Source organism: Grimontia sp. AD028 (assembly GCF_000973155.1).
Classification (GTDB): Bacteria; Pseudomonadota; Gammaproteobacteria; order Enterobacterales; family Vibrionaceae; genus Enterovibrio; species Enterovibrio indicus.
The window spans coordinates 132,104-152,836 of record NZ_LASY01000003.1 but is presented as its reverse complement, the minus strand read 5'-3'; the positions used below and the strand labels follow the sequence as shown (position 1 = coordinate 152,836).

The following is a 20,733-nucleotide window of genomic DNA, read 5'->3' as shown; positions in this document are numbered from 1 at the left end:
GATGACCTCTGAATGCGAGCATCTTCAGGCTGTTTGGGTATATCAGTAGATTGTCTTTCTGAATATCAAGTATTTTGAGCGCCACGCATTGTCGTGGCGTTTTTTCGCTACAAGCTTGGCAATCATTCCCGCCCAATAAAGAACCAATCAAGCTTTTGTCATCAAATTACTGCAACTATGAGTCAGTAAATCTCGTATACTGCGGCCAACAGACCCTAAGAAACCAACGAGCAATACATCCATGATTAAAATCGGTCAGATGAATCACCTTACCGTGGTGAAAGAAGTCGAGTTTGGCGTATTCGTAGACGGCGGACAGGAATACGGCAATATTCTGCTGCCAAAACGCTATGTGCCAAAAGGGACACACATTGGCGATGAGATTGAGGTGTTCATCTACTTTGACTCTGAAGACGATGTGATTGCAACCACCGAAAAGCCATTGGCGCAGGTCGGACAATTCGCGAAGCTGAAATGTGTTCATACGACGAGTGTTGGGGCGTTTCTGAACTGGGGTTTGCCAAAAGATCTGTTGGTTCCGTTCAGCGAACAGCGCATTAAAATGCAGGAAGGAAGAGACTATCTGGTTTTCCTTTACGTTGATAATGCGTCAGGGCGTATCGTAGGCTCCACCAAGTTTAATAAGTTCCTCGACAAAACCCCTGCGCGCTATAAGAAAGGCGATCAGGTACATGTGACCGTGGCGGAAGAAACCGAGCTTGGTTACAAATGTGCGGTGAATGACGCCCATTGGGGCCTGCTGTTCAAATCAGAAGTCTTTGGAAAGCTGTTTATAGGTAAGAGCCTGAAGGCGTACATCAAGCAGATTCGTGAAGACGGCAAAATTGACCTGTCATTGCAGAAACTGGGTAAAGGTAAAGTCGACGACCTTTCTGACAAAATTGTTCGCACTCTAGAGCGTAAAGGTGGCTTCCTGCCGGTGACTGACAAGAGCAGCCCAGACCAGATTTTTGAATTGTTCCGCACCAGTAAGGCGACGTTCAAGAAAACCATCGGTGGATTGTACAAAGAGCGCAGAATCCGCATCGAGAAAGATGGCATCTACCTGATTAAGTAATGCAGGTAGAAAGGGAGTAAAGAAAGGTCGCGAAAGCGGCCTTTTTTGTGACTGATTTCCGTTGAAGAACGTCAGATAAAAAGAGCCCGGAACGATTCCTGTTCCGGGCTTAGGGGAATGGCTCGTAAGAGCCTTGCGCTAACTGGTTTAAATGGAGATTTGTAACACTTCAAAATTTAGCTGGCGCAAGGCTCTCGCGGCGTGTCATGAATGAGAATTTAGGGATCGTCTATTCAATAAATAAATTGACGTCTCTAACTAACTCTCTTGGAAGGCCATTTTTGATTCGGTTGCCTACCCATTTACCGATACCAATCGGTTGACGACGGTAACAAACGATGACTTCACCAGAACCTGTCAGGCCTTCTGGTCTAATATCCCTGCCCATATACCATTCTTTAGCGTCAGCCACAGACAGCTCAACACACTTTGGCTCGTTTCCTTTCGCTAAAGCCATGATGGTCTCATGCTGCCAGCGGTATCCTTTCTTATGGGCTTCTGCGAGCTTTAATCCAATGCGATCAAATTTGATTTCAGGAAGAATATCTTCAACCTGTTCTGGGAAAATCCACACTTCTTTATCACGCAGCCACACGTTCGATGATTGAGGAACGGAAAGTCCCAGCGTGTCATCCAGTGCTTTAACTACTGCATCAGCCTCTTTTGGTTTGGCCCTTTGGAATGGAAATTTACGTGGACGCTTTTTGACCATCTCAGAACCGACGCTTTCCGTTTTTTTCAGGCGAGCAACGAAAAAACCCTCGCTATCGAAAATCTGCGGGAACACATGCAGGAAGCCTTCTTCTGTGCAGGCAGCGGCTGCACCGTCAAAAAGGTCATTCAGTGGTTCAAATTCGACAGCATCATCAAAAGTGTCTTTGATGAAATGGCAGATATGCTGGTTTTCATCGTGATTAAGCGTACATGTCGAGTACACCATGGTGCCGCCCGGTTTCAGAGCGTGGAAGGCACTCACAATCAGATCACGCTGGGTATTCGCGATGTCTTGCACGGATTCCAGACTCCAGTTGCTGAATGCGTCAGCATCTTTCCTTATCGTCCCTTCTCCGGAACACGGTGCATCGAGCAAGATCGCGTCAAAAGTTTCTGGCAACCAGTCACCAAACACACGGCCATCATAGTTAGTCAGCGCTGAATTCACCACACCACAGCGAAGCAGGTTGGCATGAAGTACTTTGACTCGGCTCGCCGAGTATTCATTAGCAACCAGCAGACCTTCATTGCTCAAAGCTGCTGCGATTTGCGTGGTCTTGGAGCCTGGTGCGGCTGCCATATCCAGAACACGGTTCAATGTGATGTCATTTTCCAGCAATGCAGTGACAGGCAGCATTGAACTGGCTTCCTGAATGTAGAACAGGCCAGCCATGTGCTCTGCGGTGTTTCCCAGAGGTACATTGTCTTCGTCGTAGTCATCCAGCCAAAACCCTGTGTCACACCATGGCACAGGCGAAAGATTCCAGCCTTTTTCATTGGCACGTTCAAGAAAATCTTCCACCGAGATTTTCAGCGTATTTACGCGAAGGCTTCTTCGAAGAGGGCGTTTACACGACTCGATGAAATCAGTCATAGAAAGGTGAGAAGGCAGAATCTGTTCGATTTGATTTAGGAACGACTCTGGGATCTTGATATTTGGATGCACCTGAAAGGTCTCTTGCTGGCATTTACTGAACTGCGAAGTGTAAAAGGATTAGCGCCGAGAAACCAGTAAGAACCTCGGCTTGCTGCATAAAAAAGCGCGGGACAAAGCCCGCGCTGTATCAAGGATAACTGACTTAGAAGTAGGGAATGGCAGTTCGCCAGGAAGTCCATTCGTCCTCTGGTGCTTTATGAAGAAGAAAGTGCTGGTCAGAACGGGCAGGCTTCGCCAGTTTATCTCCCGGCGGTGTAGCGAACGCAATGCCACCTTTGAGGATGCTTTCCAACGTTCCGCTTCGAATATTTGCGCCTGTGATACCGATAGAAACATCGACACCGGACTGATTCCAGAACACGGTGTTGTTGCGCACCAGGTGTTTGTAATCATCACTGATTTTCACTTCCATTAAGACGCGGTCAGCAAAGCGGCCCAATCGGACTGCCGTAACCGCGCCAACTTCAAAGTCTCGGAACAGGATAGGGGTGCCGACACTCACTGAACCGCGGTTTTCGCTTTCCAGCACCAGCGACAGGCCACCGGAATATTCCGCCGATTTATGAAGCTGGAAGTTGTCGCGTCTGTCGCCTTTGCCCGGTACCACAGAGATGTATGAGCCGAACAAAGAGTCCAGATTTTCTGTTTTGGTCAAACTCAGTGAAGGCTGTGCCACCCAGAAATAGCTGGTGGCTCGCGCCAGTTTTCCGGAAAACTCAGGATAAATCATCGCTTTGATGGTGACACCTTCCGTTTGGAATGCCGGCGCTAAAGAGGTGACTTCACCCACGTCAACGCCCTGGAACTTGATTTTGCTGCCTTTCGCAAGACCACTTGCATCATCCGCAGAGAAGGTCAATTTGAGGCCGTGGTTTTGTGCATCCGTCAGGCTATCATAGAGCTTCCAGTCTTTCCCGTTACGGTTTTCGATGCCATTGATATCTCCAAAAGAAATACCGCCGGAGACAATAGACTTCAATGAACCAGTGTCGATCTTCACGCCACTTAAACCTGCTTCGATGTCGACGCCGGAATGATTCCAGAAAACGGTATTGCTGGTGACCAAATGGCGATAACGGTTTTCAATCTGAATCGTCACTTCCACTCGAGATTGAGTGAGCTCAAACCGCTCAATTTTACCGACAGTGAAGTTCTTATACATGACAGGACTGCCTTCAGACACTGAAGGGAGTTTGTCTGCAATCAGAGTGAAACGCTGAAAGCCTTTGGTTGCTTTCTGAGCGTTACGAGCCTGAATGTCTGATTTAAACAGTGGGTATTCGGCAAGAGGGATATTTTCACCAGCGCTGGTAAAGCTGATCGCCGGTTCCACCATTTGAGCGACAGTCGGAACGCTAAACTCAATGCCTTCAGCGTTAATTTGCCCGGTGGCACCGCCAAGAATAAAGAATTTGGAGCCGCTTTTTACCAGATGTTTGTAGTCGGGATATACGACCAGTTCCAGTTTAACTTCTTGATCGCTGAGTTTTGTTCCTTTTACAAAGCCTACCTGAACACCACGATATAGCACCTTAGTACCCGCTTTTAACCCCCAACTGGTCTCCGCTGTGACAGTGACAAGTAGAGAGCGGGGATCTGCTTCGATTAAGTCGGATTGTGTTTTGGCAGCGAACACTTTGGCGTCATCACCTTGTCCGGGCTTGATAGACAGTGTGTTTCCAGTGATGAGATTCGATAAGCGCTTAACGCCCGCGAGACTGATTTCCGGTTTCTCAATGAGAAATTCGCTTCCTGTTTTCAGCAGCCAAGCCATGGATGGGTTGATGTTGGCAGTGGCCTCGGTACCACTAAAATCTTCGTTGAAGTGAATGCCGCTCAAGCGACCAACTTCCAGCCCCTGAAAAAGGATAGGGGCTTCAGGATTGGTAATGCCGTGGTTTTCAGGAAGATTAATCGTAATCATGATACCGCGGTCAGTATCGTTGATAGAGCGATACAACGAATACATGGCCAAAGGTTCTGCTGGTTTGCTTTCTGGCGGCGAATCAAAAGCAATGCCTCCGGCGATCACCGAAGCAAGGTTTTCAATGCTGACTTCAACACCGCCAATACCAATATCGGCTTCAACACCGCTGACATTCCAGAATTTTGATGCCTTTGTTACCAATTTGGCATATTCATTCTTGATGTTGAGTGACAGTGTCACACCTTGCTTGTCGGAAGTTAGACGGTAATCAATGACTTCGCCCACACGGATTTTTTTGTAGTAAACGCCGGAACCTACGCTGATAGAGCCAAGGTCTGGTGCTTGTAGTTGAATCAGCAGTCCATCATCGCCAAATGCATTGACCGGTGGTTCATCGGCGGCAACGAAGGTATTCCGTTCGTCACCTGTGCCTGGCTGAACCGCGATGTAGTTACCCGTAACCAGAGCATCTAAACCACTGATGCCAGTGATTGATGCACGGGGGCGTACCACCCAGAATACGGTATTCTGGCGAAGAATCTTTTTGGCCTCTGGGTAAATTTCAGCCTGCGCGGAGATGCTTTTTAGATCATCAGAAAGGGTGACTTTCCGGATAATGCCAACCTCAAGCCCTTGATAGCGAATGGTGGTTCTTCCTGCCTCGATACCTTGCGCATCGGTAAAGAAGATTTCAATCCGTTCACCGGCTTCATTGACTGATTTATAAAGCAGCCAGCCAGCGAGAACAAAAGCTAAGAGGGTGAAAATCCACAGTGGCGAGATACTTTTGTCTTTCTTTATCACAGGGTCTTTGACTTGCGAGTCTTCAACGTTGCTCATACTTGTCCCAAATAAGTCGAGAATCCAGACTTTCTGCGGCAATCATAGTGAGTACCACAACGAGCCCAAAGGCTATAGCACCAGGTCCTGGTGTGAAATCGAGAAGGTTTCCGCGGTCAATCAGGGAAACCATGATGGCAATGACACAAAGATCCATCATTGACCATTTACCTATCCATTTAACAAACCGATACAGCTTCATTCGAAGCTTCCTGCCTGATTCCACTTTGAAGTGAATACAAAGCAGGATGTACGCCAGACAAATAATTTTTGCCACGGGGACAATAATACTGGCAGTGAAGATAATAATGGCAATGCCATACATCCCTTGTTTAATGAGGGAGGCGACACCCGAGAATATTGTGTCTTCAAGTCTTTTGCCGTTGGTCAGCAAAATAGAAATGGGGTAAAAGTTGGCTGGGAAGATAAAGACAACAGCGGCAAGTAGAGAAGCCCAGGTTTTCTGCATGCTTTGGAATACCCGGTGTTCAGTCTTGGTGCCACAACGGATGCAGTGCTCATGATCGGAATGTTGTGTCAATCCACAGAGTTTGCAAGCGGTCAGGGTCTCTTCTTCACCTTTAACCTCATTAGATTCTTTGCACGCTTCATTTGATTGGCCAAAAGCATCCCAATAGCGTTTTGGGGATACCCGAGAGAGAAGAACTGCCGTGAGGATTTGGAGCAGGACGAAACTTAATAATCCAGCATCCGGGCTCACTTCTGCAAAATCCCGCACTTTAAAGCAACCCACCGCCAAGCTAACCAGGAACACATCAACCATTACCCAGTGGCGGATGTATTTCAGTATTTTTGTGCTGTATCTCAGCGCAGTGGCATTTCGAATGAAGAGAGAAAAGTGCGATGCCAATATGGTCAACAAATATAAAAGCGGGGCAATCGCTACGCAGAAGATGACTAAAGTGCCAACAAAAGGAAATGTATCCAGGAGAACGACACTGCCGCTGGTTACTGTGGTTGAGAATGGCACACCGAAGAGGTTAATGGTGACCAAAGGATAGAGCTGGGCAGGGATGAACAACACTAGTGCTGCGATGGCAATTGCAAGCTCACCGGATAAACTGATGGACGAGTTTTTAATCACCCGGCTATCGCAGTGTGGACAGCGAGCGCTGAAGCCTCTTGCCACAGGCACTTCATGCAGTAGCAGATCGCATGACGCACATCTCAGCACATGCATAGCGTATCTTCCCCTTAAATAGAGTCACTGGTGTAAATATACCCAATCCTTGGGAGCTACCTGTATTACCACTCGTGCAGAGATGACCATTCCTGGCAGGCAAGCGTCACTATTGGTACCAAAACAACACATTTTCACGCGTGCCTGATACTCAATACAATGTGCATCTTAATCAAACTGTTATGCCCAAACAACCTGAATTAATCAGGCGTCAAAGCTTCAAAGTGGTTTCTAAGCTGGATTATTAGTGACAGTAATAGATGATAAAACTGTCATACGTTAATGCGACGATTGAATCCCCAGCAGATTCAACATATCGTAGGCCATCGCACGTTAAGGAAGTAGTCTACATATGGAAAACAAAGCGGATTTTTACTCGCTTCTCACTCCCCAGGCTGTCGCTCTAATAGAAGACGAGCCGAATCTGATCGCTAATTTGTCAAACATCAGCGCGCTCTTGTTTCAGGAATTAGACGACATTAATTGGGCGGGCTTCTATCTTGATGATGGTAAAGAGCTGGTGCTAGGACCGTTTCAGGGCAAACCTGCTTGTGTGAGAATTCCCTACGGTCGTGGTGTTTGTGGGACAGCTTATGCAAACGATGGAGTTGAACGGGTAGAAGATGTCCACCAATTCGAAGGTCACATAGCTTGTGATGCAGCCAGCAATTCTGAGATCGTATTGCCTCTGTATCAAGGCAACAAATTGATTGGCGTGTTGGACATAGATTCGCCAAAAAAAGCAAGATTTGATCAAGAGGATGAAACCGGACTCACTTTATTGGTCAATGAATTGCAAAAACACCTCTAAATTTAAGCTTCTCTGTGGTTTTTCAATCACAGGTCTCTATAATACGCAGCACTTAATTTGTTAACTCGTACACACTCTCTATTGCCCTTGCTTGAGCAAAGAGACAGGAAGAAAAATGGAAAACACTGAAAAACTGGCCAACAGCAAACAAGTCATTGCCTATATCGCTGAACGTTTCCCGCAATGCTTTACTCTTGAAGGTGAAGCTCGTCCTCTGAAAATCGGCATTTTCCAAGACTTGGCAGAGCGTCTTGCTGATGACCCGAAAGTAAGTAAAACTCAGCTCCGCGCTGCACTGCGCCAATATACCTCTTCCTGGCGTTACCTATACGGCGTGAAGGCGGGTGCGATTCGCGTTGATTTGGACGGTAACGACTGTGGCGAGCTTGAGCAAGAGCATATCGACCACGCACAGACCGCACTGGCAGAAAGCAAAGCGCGTGCTGCTGAGCGTCGTAAAGAGCAAGCTGCGAAAAATGGCGACAAAAAATCTGACGCTAAAGCGAAAAGAGCGCCAAAATCAAATAAATCAACAGCTAACCCATCAAAACCTCGACCAGCTAAGTCAAAAAATACTAAGCTAGATAAGAAGCCTGTAGAACCGCGTCGCGAACTCAAGGCTGAAGACATTGTCGTAGGTAAAGACGTCAACGTTAATATGGGCAACGGCAACATGCCTGCCACCATCGTAGAACTCAACAAGGACGAGGTTCGCGTTCGTTTAAGTAATGGCCTGACCATGCTAGTAAAAGCGGAGCACCTCAGTTCGTAAAGGAGATCCCTCGACGCATGATCTGTCGAATCCGCTTTTCCGCGATTGCTGCCAGCGTACTGCTGGCGGCATCCGCCCAAGCCCTAGAGGCTAATTACGATGCTGCTGACCTTCCTACTTTGGTATCTGAGCCTCAGCATGAAACTGCAAGCAAACGCATCACTCGCCGCTTTGAAAAGTCGCACTACAAGCAATTCCAGCTTGATGACGAATTCTCTGCCAACGTCTTTGACCGCTATCTCGAAACCCTTGATTTCAATCGCCTATTCCTTACTCAGGAAGAAGTCGATGCGCTGTCAAAATGGCGACTGACTCTGGATGAACAACTCCGTTCAGGCGACACATCAGCAGCCTACGATATTTTTAATGCTTCCCTACGTAGCCGCTTTCAACGCTATCAATACGCACTTGCTCTGCTTGATGAGGAAATTACCTTTGATGCAGATGAAGAGATGGTCATTGATCGCAGCGAAGAGCCTTGGGCAAAGAATGAAGCCGAGCTCAACGAGCTTTGGCGTCAGCGTGTAAAAAACGATGCGCTTAACTTGAAACTGGCGGGTAAAACTTGGCCAGAAATTCAGGAAACGTTATCTAAACGCTACAACAACGCACTTAAGCGATTGACGCAAACCAAAAGTGAAGATGTATTCCAGATCTATCTGAATGCCTTTGCCCGAGAAGTGGATCCTCATACCAGCTATCTTTCTCCGCGAAACGCAGAACAATTCCAGTCAGAGATGAACCTGTCTCTTGAAGGGATTGGCGCTGTGCTGCAGGTAGAAGATGACTTCACGGTGATTCGCTCCTTAGTGGCGGGCGGCCCGGCATCTAAATCGAAAAAGCTTTCTCCAGGCGATCGCATCATCGGTGTTGGTCAGGATAAAGAGAAAGTTATCGACGTGATTGGCTGGCGCTTGGATGATGTTGTTCAACTCATCAAGGGTCCAAAGGGCAGTAAAGTGTTGCTACAAATCTTGCCTGATGGTGCGAACGCAAAGAGTTACACTGTCACTTTGGTGCGCGACAAAATCCGTCTTGAAGACCGAGCGGTGAAATCAGAAGTGATCGAACAGAACAACAAGAAAGTGGGTGTGATTTCTGTACCTAGCTTCTACGTTGGACTGGCGGAAGACACCAAGAAAGAAATCGCCAAACTGAAAGCAGACAAAGTTACCGGTCTTGTTATCGACCTCCGAAACAACGGTGGTGGTGCGTTGAGCGAAGCTTCTGCTTTGACGGGGTTGTTCATTGAAAACGGTCCGGTTGTGCAGGTGCGTGATAGCTACGGCCGAGTGAAAGTGAACAGCGATAGCGATAACACCATTTATTACGATGGTCCGCTCACTGTGCTTATCAACCGTTACTCAGCATCAGCGTCTGAAATTTTCGCGGCTGCGCTTCAAGACTACGGACGTGCGGTGATTCTCGGCGAGCAATCTTTTGGTAAGGGAACAGTTCAACAACACCGTTCACTTAACCACATCTACGATTTGTTCGATAAACCGTTAGGTCATGTTCAATACACGATCCAAAAGTTCTACCGAATTGATGGTGGAAGCACTCAACACTTAGGCGTTGTACCTGATATTCCATTCCCAACAGCCGTTGATCCGTCAGAAACTGGTGAGAGTGTGGAAGATAATGCTTTGCCTTGGGATAGCATTAACCCAGCGGCATACCAATCAACTGACACCATCAGTCGAATGGTTGGTGCCTTGGATAACGCGCATCAACAGCGTATCAAGCAAGATGCCGAGTTTGGCTTTATCTTAAGTGATATTGCTGAGTACAAGGCAGACAAAGACAATAACGTTATCTCTCTGAATGAAAAGGCGCGTATCGCCGAGCAGGAAGAAGCTGATAAGAAACGCCTTGTTCGATTGAACGATCGCCAAAAGATGCTTGGTGAGAAACCGTTCAAGACACTGGATGATGTGCCAAACGATTATGAAGAACCTGATGCCTACCTCGACGAGGCAGCCGCTATCACGGTCGATCTCGCGAAGAAGCTGAATAGCTAACCGAGAAAAATCAAAAAGCAAAAACGAAAGCGGGCATTTAATGCCCGCTTTTTTTTCCTCTGGATTTCATTTCATATGAATGCGTTAAAGGCAGAGGAAAAGGCTATAGCGGTGACTATGTAGACCAACAGGCCTAGGTATATACGGAAAATATCAATAAGTTATGTTCTGTATTGCGTTAATTTTCCCCACTCAAAAAGTGATATGCGTCTAAAGTTATTAAGACAGCCATCCTGATAAGGGGAATCATATGAAGAAGTGGTTATGCCTGTTTAGCGTGTTCTTCTGCTTGTCTATGCCTGCAAAGGCATCAGATTTGACCCAATTCGATTTCCCATTGCTCCTCGGTGATTGGTATTGGTTTAGCCCTGATCAGCAAGAAGCAGAAGGCGAAGACAATCAATACAAAGCCATCAACATCTCCTTTAACTCTGACTATCGGTTCAACGTAAAACTATTAAAACGTGATGGTACAGTCGAAGAAGCCAACGGCTACTACGATTTGGATGAATCAACACTGGTTTTGAATGACGATCAGGGTGAAGCCCAACATCATGAATACAAACTTAACCATAACCAGTTAATGTTGCGTGGTGCGAGATTTACCAAAATTTTGCCAAACAACCTTTCTGGTGCCTGGTATAGCGACGTCATCCAAGGGCATGATGTTGATGAGGGTGTGTCGGAGCTGGCACTAATGCTTCGTCCTGATTTTCTTTTCTCTGTCAGAGTCTCTGGTACTGAAGGGCAGTCTATTACACATCGCGGTGTGTATATTTTGGAAGATGATCGTCTAGTACTGATTTATCGCGGCGGTCAACAAGACTCACAGTTTGAACTGGATGCAGACACGCTCACGCTAACCAATAATCAATTTGGTATGGAAGCAGTGTTGAAACGGCAACAAACACCTTAATTGAACAATGCTTACAAAAATAACAAAGGGCGCTGATGCGCCCTTTGTTATTTGTTCTGTTTAGATATTGAACGCTTTTCTTAGTGCATCCAAATATGAGTCGTCCCTGCAGATAGATTTTCCGGGCTCATCAGAAATCTTCGCCACTGGCTTACCATTACAAGTCACGAGTTTTATCACGATGTTGAGCGTTTCAACATTTGGTAAATGGCAGGTTAGTTGAGTGCCAATACCGAAAGAGGTGTTGATGCGTCCAGTAAAGTGAGCGTGAATAGCCAAGGCTTTTTCCAGTGTCAGTCCATCAGAGAAAATCAGTGTTTTTTCTAAAGGATTGATACCAAGACTTTCATAGTGATGAATGGCTTTTTCGCCCCACTCAATAGGATCGCCGCTATCATGTCGCAAACCCGCAAACTTCTGGCTGAGGTGTAGGTTAAAGTCATTCAAAAAAGCATCCATGTTAATGCAATCGGTGAGGGCAATGCCTAAACGATCGGGATATTCCTGTAACCAGCGGTGCAACGCCAGTTGTTGTGAATCAGCCAAATCACCGGTCAACTGCTGATGTGCCTGGAACCACTCATGTGCCTGAGTACCAACGGCTGGGATGTCATGCTTTTTCGCAAGAAACAGGTTTGACGTTCCTGAAAAATGAGAACAATTCAGAGTTAGATGCTCAACGATGGCATGATGTACGGCTTTAGAAAAGCGGCGACGGGTACCGAAATCGACAAAGTGAAAATCTTCGCTCACATTCTCAAGCGCGCCCAATTTGGTTTTTAGTAATTCGACGGCTTGTTCGGAGGTTGAATGAGGATAGTTTGCGTGACAGCGTAACTCGCAAATAACAGCAAGTAAAGGCACTTCCCATAGGATGACATCGAGCCAGAAACCATCAATACGAATGGCCAGTTGGTCGTCTAAAATAGTAACGGTAACCTGGTCTGCTTTTAAAGAGAATGTGCCGAGAAAATCGAGGTAGTCACCTTGATAATGCCCAAGACTAGAGAGGTAGGCGATTTCTTCTGCGGTAAATTTCAATTCAGCAAGAGCGTGAATTTCAAACTCTAAACGTTCTTTAAGCGCAGCAAGGCTTTCATTGCTTCGGCAATGGAATTCAGCAGATACCGCCACATTTGGATAGTGGTGGAAAATCGCTTGCTGCATATTCAGTTTGTAGGCATCCGTGTCTAGTAATGACGAAATGATTGGCTTTAGCATGCCTGATAAATAACCTCTAATGAACGTTTACCGACCTCAAGATCTACGTCGCTGCAAATCGAGTCCAAAGGGAGAAATTTAACGCCAAATGTAGCTATTTAGTCAACCTGAATAGGGGATTTGGACCGTTATTGTGCATGAAATCGTCGGTTTGGGTATGGATATATTCAAATGGGAAACCCTTACTGTGATTAAGGCGTTTCCGGGCTAACAGCGAACGCCATCAATCTTTTTAATGTTTAGAGTAGGATCTCCTTCTATAAATTGAGTAAATGAGAGCGAGTTTGATTCGTTTTTAACCGGTCAGTGTGTGGTAATGCGGTTATGAAGCGAGTATCTTAGACGATTGTCCCATTTCTATAACAGGCGACACGGCTCGTCTGTCTACGTTATGCAATAAAAGGAATCTGACATGACGCAACAACCTCAGGCCAAATATCGCAAGGACTATAAAGCTCCTGAATATACGATCACCCATATCGACCTGGATTTTGACTTGCACGAATCTTCTACACGTGTGATTGCGAAGAGCAAAGTGGTGCAGCAGGTGGCTGGCTCAGATTCTATGATGTTGGATGGTGAAGGACTGTCGCTGAAGCGTGTTGAAGTGAACGGGGAAGCTTGGAACCAATATCAGGAAAGCAAAGAAGGATTATTGCTTTCCAATCTGCCAGCAGAATTTGATTTGCTGATAGAAACAGAAATTGATCCTGCCGCAAACACATCACTGGAAGGACTTTACCTTTCTGATGGTGCATATTGCACACAGTGTGAAGCAGAAGGTTTCCGCCGTATTACTTACTATCTGGATCGTCCCGATGTTCTGGCGAAGTTCACCACTAAAATCACTGCGGATAAATCAGCATTCCCATTCCTATTGAGCAACGGTAACAAAGTTGGCTCAGGCGAAGCAGAAGGTGGTCGCCACTGGGTGCAATGGGAAGACCCTTATGCAAAACCAAGCTACCTGTTTGCTTTGGTCGGCGGTGATTTCGATTTGCTGGAAGATACCTTTACGACTCGTAGCGGTCGTAATGTGGCGCTTGAAATTTTTGTCGACAAAGGCAACTTAGACCGCGCTACCCACGCGATGATCTCTTTGAAAAACTCCATGAAGTGGGATGAAGATCGTTTCGACCTTGAATACGATCTTGATATCTACATGATCGTCGCTGTTGATTTCTTCAATATGGGTGCGATGGAGAACAAAGGTCTTAACGTCTTTAACTCGAAATACGTGCTGGCAAATTCTGATACGGCAACGGACACAGACTACCTCGGCATTGAAGCGGTTATCGGTCACGAGTATTTCCACAACTGGACGGGTAACCGTGTAACCTGTCGCGATTGGTTCCAGTTGAGCTTAAAAGAAGGGCTGACCGTTTTCCGTGACCAGGAATTTTCTTCCGATCTGGGTTCTAGAGCGGTAAACCGCATCAGCAATGTTCGTGTGATGCGTGGCCCTCAGTTTGCTGAAGACTGCAGCCCAATGGCACATCCGATCCGTCCTGACAAAGTGATCGAAATGAATAACTTCTACACCCTGACCGTTTACGAAAAGGGAAGCGAAGTCATTCGTATGATGCATACATTGCTTGGTGAAGCGAAATTCCAAAAGGGCATCAAGCTGTACTTCGAGCTCCATGACGGAACAGCAGCAACTTGCGAAGATTTCGTGAAAGCGATGGAAGATGCTTCCGGCGTTGACCTCGGCCAATTCCGTTTGTGGTACAGCCAATCGGGTACGCCGACACTTGATGTGACCGATGAATACAATGAAGCGACTCAGACATTATCGCTCACCGTAAAACAACACACGCCAGCCACCACAGATCAAAAAGAGAAACAGCCGCTGCTGATCCCATTTGATATTGAGCTGTATGATGTGAATGGTGATGTTATTGAGTTACAACGTAACGGTGAAAGAGTACATCATGTTCTAAGTGTCACTGACGCAGAACAAACCTTTGTGTTCGATAGCATCACTGAGAAGCCAGTGATTTCAATGCTGCGTGAATTCTCCGCACCAGTAAAGCTTAACTACAACTACTCAGACGAAGAACTGGCATTCCTGATGGTACACGCCCGTAACGAATTTGCGCGTTGGGATGCTGGCCAAATGTTGTTGGCGAAACATATCAAAGCAAATGTTGCACGAGTCCAGCGAGGCGAAGGTGTGGAACTGCCGAGCGAAGTGGTTGATGCATTCCGTGGTGTCCTGCTCAACAAAGACTTGGATGTGGCGTTGATTGCAGAAGTACTCACGCTGCCGAGTGAAAATGAAATTGGCGGTTGGTTCGATGTTGTCGACGTTGATGCCATCAATAAAGTACGAGGTGAAATCAAGCATCGTCTTGCCGTAGATCTGGCTGATGAGTTCAGTGCGATTTACCACACGCTGAAGCAAGACCAATACACCATTGACCATGCAGCAATCGGAAAGCGTTCATTGCGTAATGTTTGCTTAAGCTATCTCGCTTCTAATGAGCAGGGTGAAGCTTTGGTGACGGCGCACTATGAAGAATCCAATAACATGACCGACACAGCGGCAGCATTGGCGGCAGCAAACCATGCTGAACTGTCAAACCGCGATGCCCTGATGCAGTCATTCAGTGATAAGTGGCAACATGATGGCTTGGTTATGGACAAGTGGTTTGTACTGCAAGGTTGTAACCCTGCGGCGAGCGCACTCGAAAATCTCAAGGCGCAAATGAGCCACCCAGCATTTAGCTTGAAGAACCCGAACCGTACGCGATCACTGGTCGGATCTTTCTGCAATGCTAACCCTGTGCATTTCCATGCGAAAGATGGTTCGGGTTATGCGTTTTTAACGGAAATATTGCTTAAACTGAACGAGTCGAACCCACAAGTTGCATCGCGTTTAATAGATCCATTGCTTAAATTTAAGCGTTTCGATAAAGAACGCCAGAATTTAATGCGCGCACAACTCGAGCGTTTGGCTGCTTTGGATAATCTTGCGAAAGATCTTTACGAGAAAATCAACAAAGCGCTGGAAGCTTAAACCGTACGCTTGCTAATTAATATCGATTAGGTAATTTAAAAGCCGTCTAAAAGGAGACGGCTTTTTTATGAACTCAAGTGTCTATTTATTTTCTGTGGACATCGATTACCACATTTTTCAGCAGCATTATAGCGGAGCTGCGTCAACCGTAGTTGTCAGAACCGACAATGGTTTAACACTGCAACTACCTGCATCAAGACTGCGTCCATATTTGAGTCAACTGGGTGTAAAAGGGCGATTTCGCTTAACAGTTGACGAAAACAACCGTTTTAAATCTCTTGAACAAATTGGTTAAACCGTACGGCAATCACATAACTAAAAACTCGAATCTAATTAACGAAAAATGATGTAACGAAATTATAAATGACGCCGTAAACTACTCCATGAGTCGCAAAGACTAATTAACCTCTATACTCATAGCGATTACATAAAAAATATATGGAGTAAACCATGACCGCGCGTGACCCTATTGTGCCGGTGTTACTTGAGAAGGTTTATCATCTTATTGCTGAAAAACTGGACAAGACACAGCAACCGCTTGTAGAAACTTTGGCAAAAAGGATTTTGGGTCCCATCTCAGATGATGATTTGCAGGAAAGGAATGAATCCGACCTCTACGGTGCTGTTATCAGCCTGTGGCATCATTTGAACGCTTTCGAACAAGACAAAGTTTTTGTTAAAGTCTTTAACCCTACACTGAGTGGAGACGGATGGCAGTCCACCCATACCATCGTCGAAATTCTCACCCCAGATGCTCCGTTTCTCGTAGACTCTGTCCGTATGGCGCTCAACCGTCTGGACATTGCATCACACCTGATGTTGAACGGGCCGCTGTCCGTTGAGAAAGACGCGAAGGGTAGTGTTAAAGCAATCGGAGACGACAAAGGGGTAAGGCAAACTGTCTTCCACCTAGAAATTGACCGAATGAGTTCGAAGAAGGAGATGTCTGCTCTGGAGGAAGAGTTGACGGAAACCCTCACGGACGTTGCATTGATTGTTAATGATTGGCAGCCAATGCAAAACAAGATCAAATCAGTGATTGAATCACTCAAGAAAGACAAACCGCCGGTCAGCAAAGACCTCCAACAAGAAGCGGTGGATTTCCTGCAGTGGATTGCATCCCACAACTTCACCTTTATGGCATATAAGTACTACGAACTGAATGCAATAGAAGGTGACCATGAACTGAAAGCCTCATCGCTAGAGGGTTTAGGTCTGGCGAAAAAGCTGGATCCAAAACGTCCTGGTCTGAAGTTGTCTAAAATGCCGGAATCTGCACGTGCGACTGCACTTCGCAAAGACTTGTTGGTCATTAATAAAGCCAGCAGTAAATCGCGCGTTCACCGTCCAGCATACATGGATTACATTGGTATCAAGTGCTTCGACAAGAAGGGCAATGTTATCGGTGAGCATCGATTCCATGGTCTCTATGCATCGTCGGCATACAACCAGTCAACCACCAACATTCCAGTGTTGAAAAACAAAGTTCGCCGGATCCTCGAGATCAGTGGCTACTACGAAGGATCGCATTCGTGGAAAGCGCTGGCGAATATCATTGAAAACTTCCCACGTGATGAACTGTTCCAGGCCAGTGAAGCAGAGATGCTCGATATTGGTATGGGGATTGTTCAGGTTCAAGACCGTGACATGCTGAGAATCTTCGTGCGCCGTGACCCATTCGGCCGTTTCTTCTCCTGCATGGTTTACGTTTCGCGTGAGCGATACAACACGGAATTCCGCCGCGCAACCCAACGCATTCTGGGCAACTACTTTGGTTCGGATCAGGACGTTGAGTTCAACACTTTCTTCTCTGAAAGTCCGCTGGCGAGAACCCATTACATTGTCCGTGTAGATAACAACAACTTTGACATTGACGTGAAGAAATTGGAACAGAACCTGACTGAAGCAGCATCAACCTGGGATGATCGTCTGCAAGAAGCGGTGATCACGACCTTTGGTGAGAACCTAGGTACACCAGTTGCCAAACGTTACCTCGGTGCATTCCCTCGTTCCTATAAAGAGGCGATGCTGCCGGGTTCAGCGGTTGCGGATATTGAGCGCCTTGAAGGACTGAGCGAAGAGAAAAAGCTGGATATGCTTTTCTATCGCCCTCAAGAAGAGCCTAAAGATTCGCGTGCAGTAAGGTTGAAGCTGTTCCAGAAAGATGAAGCGATTCACCTTTCAGACGTAATGCCAATGCTCGAAAATCTTGGTCTTCGCGTGATTGGTGAAGCACCGTACAAAGTAGAGACGACGTCTGGCGATGTTTATTGGATCCTAGACTTCTCAATGCTGCACAGCGTGAGTAATGGCTTTGTATTGTCTGACGCGCGCGAGCGTTTCCAAGATGCGTTCGCAGGTATTTGGCACGGCAAGCTAGAAAACGATGGTTTTAACCGTCTGGTTCTTAATGCAGGCTTAAGTGGTCGCGAAGTCACGATTCTACGTTCTTATGCGCGTTACATGCGTCAGGTCGCGTTCCCATTTAGTCAGTCATACATCGAAGAAACGCTGGCTTCACACGCAGATCTCGCGCAGCTTTTGGTTCAGCTCTTCAGCAGGCGATTTAATCCGAAGAAGAACAGCGATAAAGATCAGAAACTGATCATCCAGAAGATCGAAGAAGAGCTGGGGCAAGTAGAGAGCTTGGATGATGATCGTATCATCCGACGTTACATGGAAATGATCCTTGCAACCCTGCGTACGAACTTCTACCAGAAAGATAAGGAAACTGGCGAAAACAAAGATTACCTGTCTTTGAAACTGCAGCCGGGCAATATTCCTGAAATTCCTAAACCTGTACCTTTCTTTGAAATCTTTGTTTACTCGCCAGATATCGAGGGTGTTCACCTTCGTGGCGGTAAAGTTGCCCGTGGTGGTCTGCGTTGGTCTGACCGTCAGGAAGATTTCCGCACAGAGGTGTTGGGCTTGGTGAAAGCGCAACAGGTTAAGAATACCGTGATTGTGCCTGTGGGTGCGAAAGGTGGCTTCGTTTGTAAGAAGCAACACTCGCTAAGCGGCCGTGACGAGATCTTTGCAGAAGGTCAGCGTTGTTACCGAATCTTTATCCAAGGTTTGTTGGATATCACTGACAATATTGTTGAAGGTGATTTGACGCCACCACTTAACGTCGTTCGCCATGACGAAGATGACCCATACTTGGTTGTTGCAGCCGATAAAGGGACAGCGACCTTCTCTGATCTCGCGAACTCTGTGTCTGACCAGTACAACTTCTGGCTGGGTGATGCATTCGCATCAGGTGGTTCAAACGGTTACGACCACAAAGCTATGGGTATCACGGCGAAAGGTGGCTGGGAATCGGTGAAACGTCACTTCCGCGAAATCGGTATCGATTGTCAGGAGACTGATTTCACTTGTGTGGCTGTTGGTGACATGGCGGGTGATGTATTCGGTAACGGTATGTTGCTGTCTAAGCACATTCGACTGCTGTCCGCATTTAACCACCTGCATATCTTCATTGATCCAAACCCAGATTCAGCGAAGTCCTGGGTTGAACGTGATCGTCTGTTCAAACTGCCACGTTCAAGCTGGGAAGATTACAATCCTAAGCTGATTTCGAAGGGCGGTGGTGTGTTCTCGCGTAAAGCGAAATCCATTGAGCTGACGCCGGAAATCCAGAAGATGTTGGGTGTGCGCAAGCAAACCATGACACCGAATGAGTTGATCAAGCAGATCCTGAAAACCAATGTGGATCTGTTCTGGAACGGCGGTATCGGTACTTATGTGAAATCGGAGTCTGAAACCCACACTGACGTAGGTGACCGCGCGAACGACGCAGTGCGTGTTAACGGCAACGAAATGGGTGCACGTATTATCGGCGAAGGCGGTAACTTGGGTATGACGCAACTCGGCCGTGTTGAATACGCAATGAACGGTGGCCGTGTTAACACTGACTTTATCGATAACGTCGGTGGTGTGGATTGTTCAGATAACGAAGTGAACATCAAGATCTTGTTGAATGGTCTGGTGGCAGCAGGGGATTTGACATACAAACAGCGCAATGAGTTGCTCGAGCGGATGGAAGATGAAGTCTCCGACATCGTACTTGATGACGCTTATTGCCAGAGTGAATCAATCTCAGTGACCTCTGAGCAACAGGCTTCTCTGTTGAAAGAGCAAATCCGCTTTATCCATTACCTCGAAAAAGACGGAAAACTGGATCGCGCACTGGAATATCTGCCAGATGATGAAACACTGGCTGAACGCCAACTACGTGGTCAAGGTTTGACCCGACCAGAAATCGCGGTATTGGTGGCTTATGGCAAGATGGTGCTGAAAGAGCAGTTGGTGATTGAGCAAATCACCCAAGACCCGCATTTCGGTAAGCTACTGCCGGCATACTTCCCACAAGAGTTACAACGTAACTATCGCGATGCGATGGAAACGCACCCTCTACGTGGCGAAATTATCGCAACCAGCCTCGCAAACCAAATGTCGAATGACATGGGCTTTAACTTTGTTACCCGTATGCAAGATGAAACTGGCGCAAGCGTCGGTGATATTGCGGCGGCTTACGCGATTGCCCGTGAAGTGTTTGATTTTGGTCAGACGTTTGAAGATGTTCGTGCATTGGATAACAAGCTACCCGCACAGGTTCAGTATGCAGTGATGTATCGCTGCAGACGAATGATGCGCCGCACCACACGTTGGATTCTCCGTAATCCGATGAAAGGGAAAGGTCTGGAAGAACAAGTGGCGTTCTACAAACCAGCGGTTAAGAACCTGGCGGATAACCTTGAAAAATATCTGGTTCCTGCGGAAATCAAAGAGCATGAAGAACAAGCGGAAGAGTACATTATTCAGGGTGTGCCAAAAGACATCTCGAATAAGGTTGCCCGTTTGACCAGTCTCTACGCAGGTTTGGATCTGGCGCAGGTTTCAGATCAAATGAAGAAACCGTTTGATGTGGTTGCCCGTCTGTACTTTGTACTGGGTGACACGCTGTCGCTGCACTGGTTCCTTAAACAGATCACAAACCAACCAGTGGAAAACCACTGGCAGGCACTGGCTCGTGCATCGTTCCGCGAAGATCTGGATTGGCAACAACGCATGTTGACTGCTCATATTCTGGAAGGAATGAAGAAAGGCGAGAGCGCAGAGCTTGGTTTAGAAGCGTGGATGGTAGAGCATGCCGTGAGTTTAGGTCGTTGGGAAAGCATCGTTGCCGAGTTTAAAGTCGGTTCCGCCCACGAATTTGCTAAATTCTCCGTTGCATTGCGGGAACTTACGCTTTTAAATTTGAATTAAGCCGA

The 20,733-nt window shown here is 46.8% G+C and carries 12 protein-coding genes; 8 read left to right on the top strand and 4 right to left on the bottom strand.

What is annotated here, in order from left to right:
- Positions 1-241 precede the first annotated feature (241 nt).
- Positions 242-1,078, top strand: coding sequence for a S1 RNA-binding domain-containing protein (locus RN22_RS00815; RefSeq protein WP_046302698.1), 837 nt, complete (start codon positions 242-244; stop codon positions 1,076-1,078).
- Between the two features lie 229 nt (positions 1,079-1,307).
- Here RN22_RS00815 and rsmF read toward each other — a convergent pair whose 3' ends face one another.
- The 3 genes from rsmF to RN22_RS00800 all read right to left on the bottom strand — a co-directional run bounded on the left by rsmF (position 1,308) and on the right by RN22_RS00800 (position 6,697).
- Positions 1,308-2,738: a 16S rRNA (cytosine(1407)-C(5))-methyltransferase RsmF gene (gene rsmF / locus RN22_RS00810; RefSeq protein ID WP_046302697.1), complete on the bottom strand. Its 1,431-nt coding sequence runs from the start codon at positions 2,736-2,738 to the stop codon at positions 1,308-1,310.
- 133 nt (positions 2,739-2,871) lie between these two features.
- Positions 2,872-5,496: a PqiB family protein gene (locus RN22_RS00805; protein WP_046302696.1), complete on the bottom strand. Its 2,625-nt coding sequence runs from the start codon at positions 5,494-5,496 to the stop codon at positions 2,872-2,874.
- Complete coding sequence (locus tag RN22_RS00800) at positions 5,483-6,697, bottom strand: paraquat-inducible protein A (RefSeq protein ID WP_046302695.1); 1,215 nt, start codon at positions 6,695-6,697, stop codon at positions 5,483-5,485. Before RN22_RS00800 ends, RN22_RS00805 begins: the two co-directional genes overlap by 14 nt.
- Before the next feature lie 352 nt (positions 6,698-7,049).
- Here RN22_RS00800 and RN22_RS00795 point away from each other — a divergent pair, with 352 nt between their 5' ends.
- The 4 genes from RN22_RS00795 (at position 7,050) to RN22_RS00780 (ending at position 11,217) form a co-directional block, all read left to right on the top strand.
- On the top strand, positions 7,050-7,508 hold the full coding sequence (locus RN22_RS00795) for a GAF domain-containing protein (protein ID WP_046302694.1): 459 nt from the start codon (positions 7,050-7,052) through the stop codon (positions 7,506-7,508).
- A 115-nt stretch (positions 7,509-7,623) separates the two neighbouring features.
- The gene (gene proQ / locus RN22_RS00790) at positions 7,624-8,280 is read left to right on the top strand and encodes an RNA chaperone ProQ (protein WP_002539359.1); all 657 of its coding nucleotides are present in this window, start codon (positions 7,624-7,626) and stop codon (positions 8,278-8,280) included.
- Between the two features lie 17 nt (positions 8,281-8,297).
- Entirely contained in the window at positions 8,298-10,301 is a 2,004-nt protein-coding gene (prc, locus tag RN22_RS00785) for a carboxy terminal-processing peptidase (protein ID WP_046302693.1), read from the top strand.
- Positions 10,302-10,551: 250 nt separating this feature from the next.
- Positions 10,552-11,217 (top strand): lipocalin family protein, encoded by a 666-nt coding sequence (locus RN22_RS00780; protein ID WP_046302692.1) that lies wholly within the window; start codon positions 10,552-10,554, stop codon positions 11,215-11,217.
- A gap of 60 nt (positions 11,218-11,277) precedes the next feature.
- Here RN22_RS00780 and pncB read toward each other — a convergent pair whose 3' ends face one another.
- The gene (gene pncB, locus RN22_RS00775) at positions 11,278-12,438 is read right to left on the bottom strand and encodes a nicotinate phosphoribosyltransferase (protein ID WP_046302691.1); all 1,161 of its coding nucleotides are present in this window, start codon (positions 12,436-12,438) and stop codon (positions 11,278-11,280) included.
- A 412-nt stretch (positions 12,439-12,850) separates the two neighbouring features.
- Here pncB and pepN point away from each other — a divergent pair, with 412 nt between their 5' ends.
- The 3 genes from pepN (at position 12,851) to RN22_RS00760 (ending at position 20,728) form a co-directional block, all read left to right on the top strand.
- Entirely contained in the window at positions 12,851-15,460 is a 2,610-nt protein-coding gene (gene pepN / locus RN22_RS00770) for an aminopeptidase N (RefSeq protein WP_046302690.1), read from the top strand.
- Positions 15,461-15,527: 67 nt separating this feature from the next.
- Positions 15,528-15,755, top strand: a complete 228-nt coding sequence (locus tag RN22_RS00765) for a DUF2835 domain-containing protein (RefSeq protein WP_002537074.1) — start codon at positions 15,528-15,530, stop codon at positions 15,753-15,755.
- A 155-nt stretch (positions 15,756-15,910) separates the two neighbouring features.
- On the top strand, positions 15,911-20,728 hold the full coding sequence (locus RN22_RS00760) for an NAD-glutamate dehydrogenase (RefSeq protein ID WP_046302689.1): 4,818 nt from the start codon (positions 15,911-15,913) through the stop codon (positions 20,726-20,728).
- The last annotated feature ends 5 nt before the right edge of the window (positions 20,729-20,733 follow it).

Excerpts from the sequence above, each read along its gene's own strand:
- RN22_RS00815 (WP_046302698.1), top strand. The coding sequence starts at position 242 with ATGATTAAAATCGGTCAGATGAATCACCTTACCGTGGTGAAAGAAGTC.
- RN22_RS00805 (WP_046302696.1), bottom strand. The coding sequence starts at position 5,496 with ATGAGCAACGTTGAAGACTCGCAAGTCAAAGACCCTGTGATAAAGAAA.
- RN22_RS00800 (WP_046302695.1), bottom strand. The coding sequence starts at position 6,697 with ATGCATGTGCTGAGATGTGCGTCATGCGATCTGCTACTGCATGAAGTG.
- RN22_RS00795 (WP_046302694.1), top strand. The coding sequence starts at position 7,050 with ATGGAAAACAAAGCGGATTTTTACTCGCTTCTCACTCCCCAGGCTGTC.
- proQ (WP_002539359.1), top strand. The coding sequence starts at position 7,624 with ATGGAAAACACTGAAAAACTGGCCAACAGCAAACAAGTCATTGCCTAT.
- prc (WP_046302693.1), top strand. The coding sequence starts at position 8,298 with ATGATCTGTCGAATCCGCTTTTCCGCGATTGCTGCCAGCGTACTGCTG.
- RN22_RS00780 (WP_046302692.1), top strand. The coding sequence starts at position 10,552 with ATGAAGAAGTGGTTATGCCTGTTTAGCGTGTTCTTCTGCTTGTCTATG.
- pncB (WP_046302691.1), bottom strand. The coding sequence starts at position 12,438 with ATGCTAAAGCCAATCATTTCGTCATTACTAGACACGGATGCCTACAAA.
- pepN (WP_046302690.1), top strand. The coding sequence starts at position 12,851 with ATGACGCAACAACCTCAGGCCAAATATCGCAAGGACTATAAAGCTCCT.
- RN22_RS00765 (WP_002537074.1), top strand. The coding sequence starts at position 15,528 with ATGAACTCAAGTGTCTATTTATTTTCTGTGGACATCGATTACCACATT.
- RN22_RS00760 (WP_046302689.1), top strand. The coding sequence starts at position 15,911 with ATGACCGCGCGTGACCCTATTGTGCCGGTGTTACTTGAGAAGGTTTAT.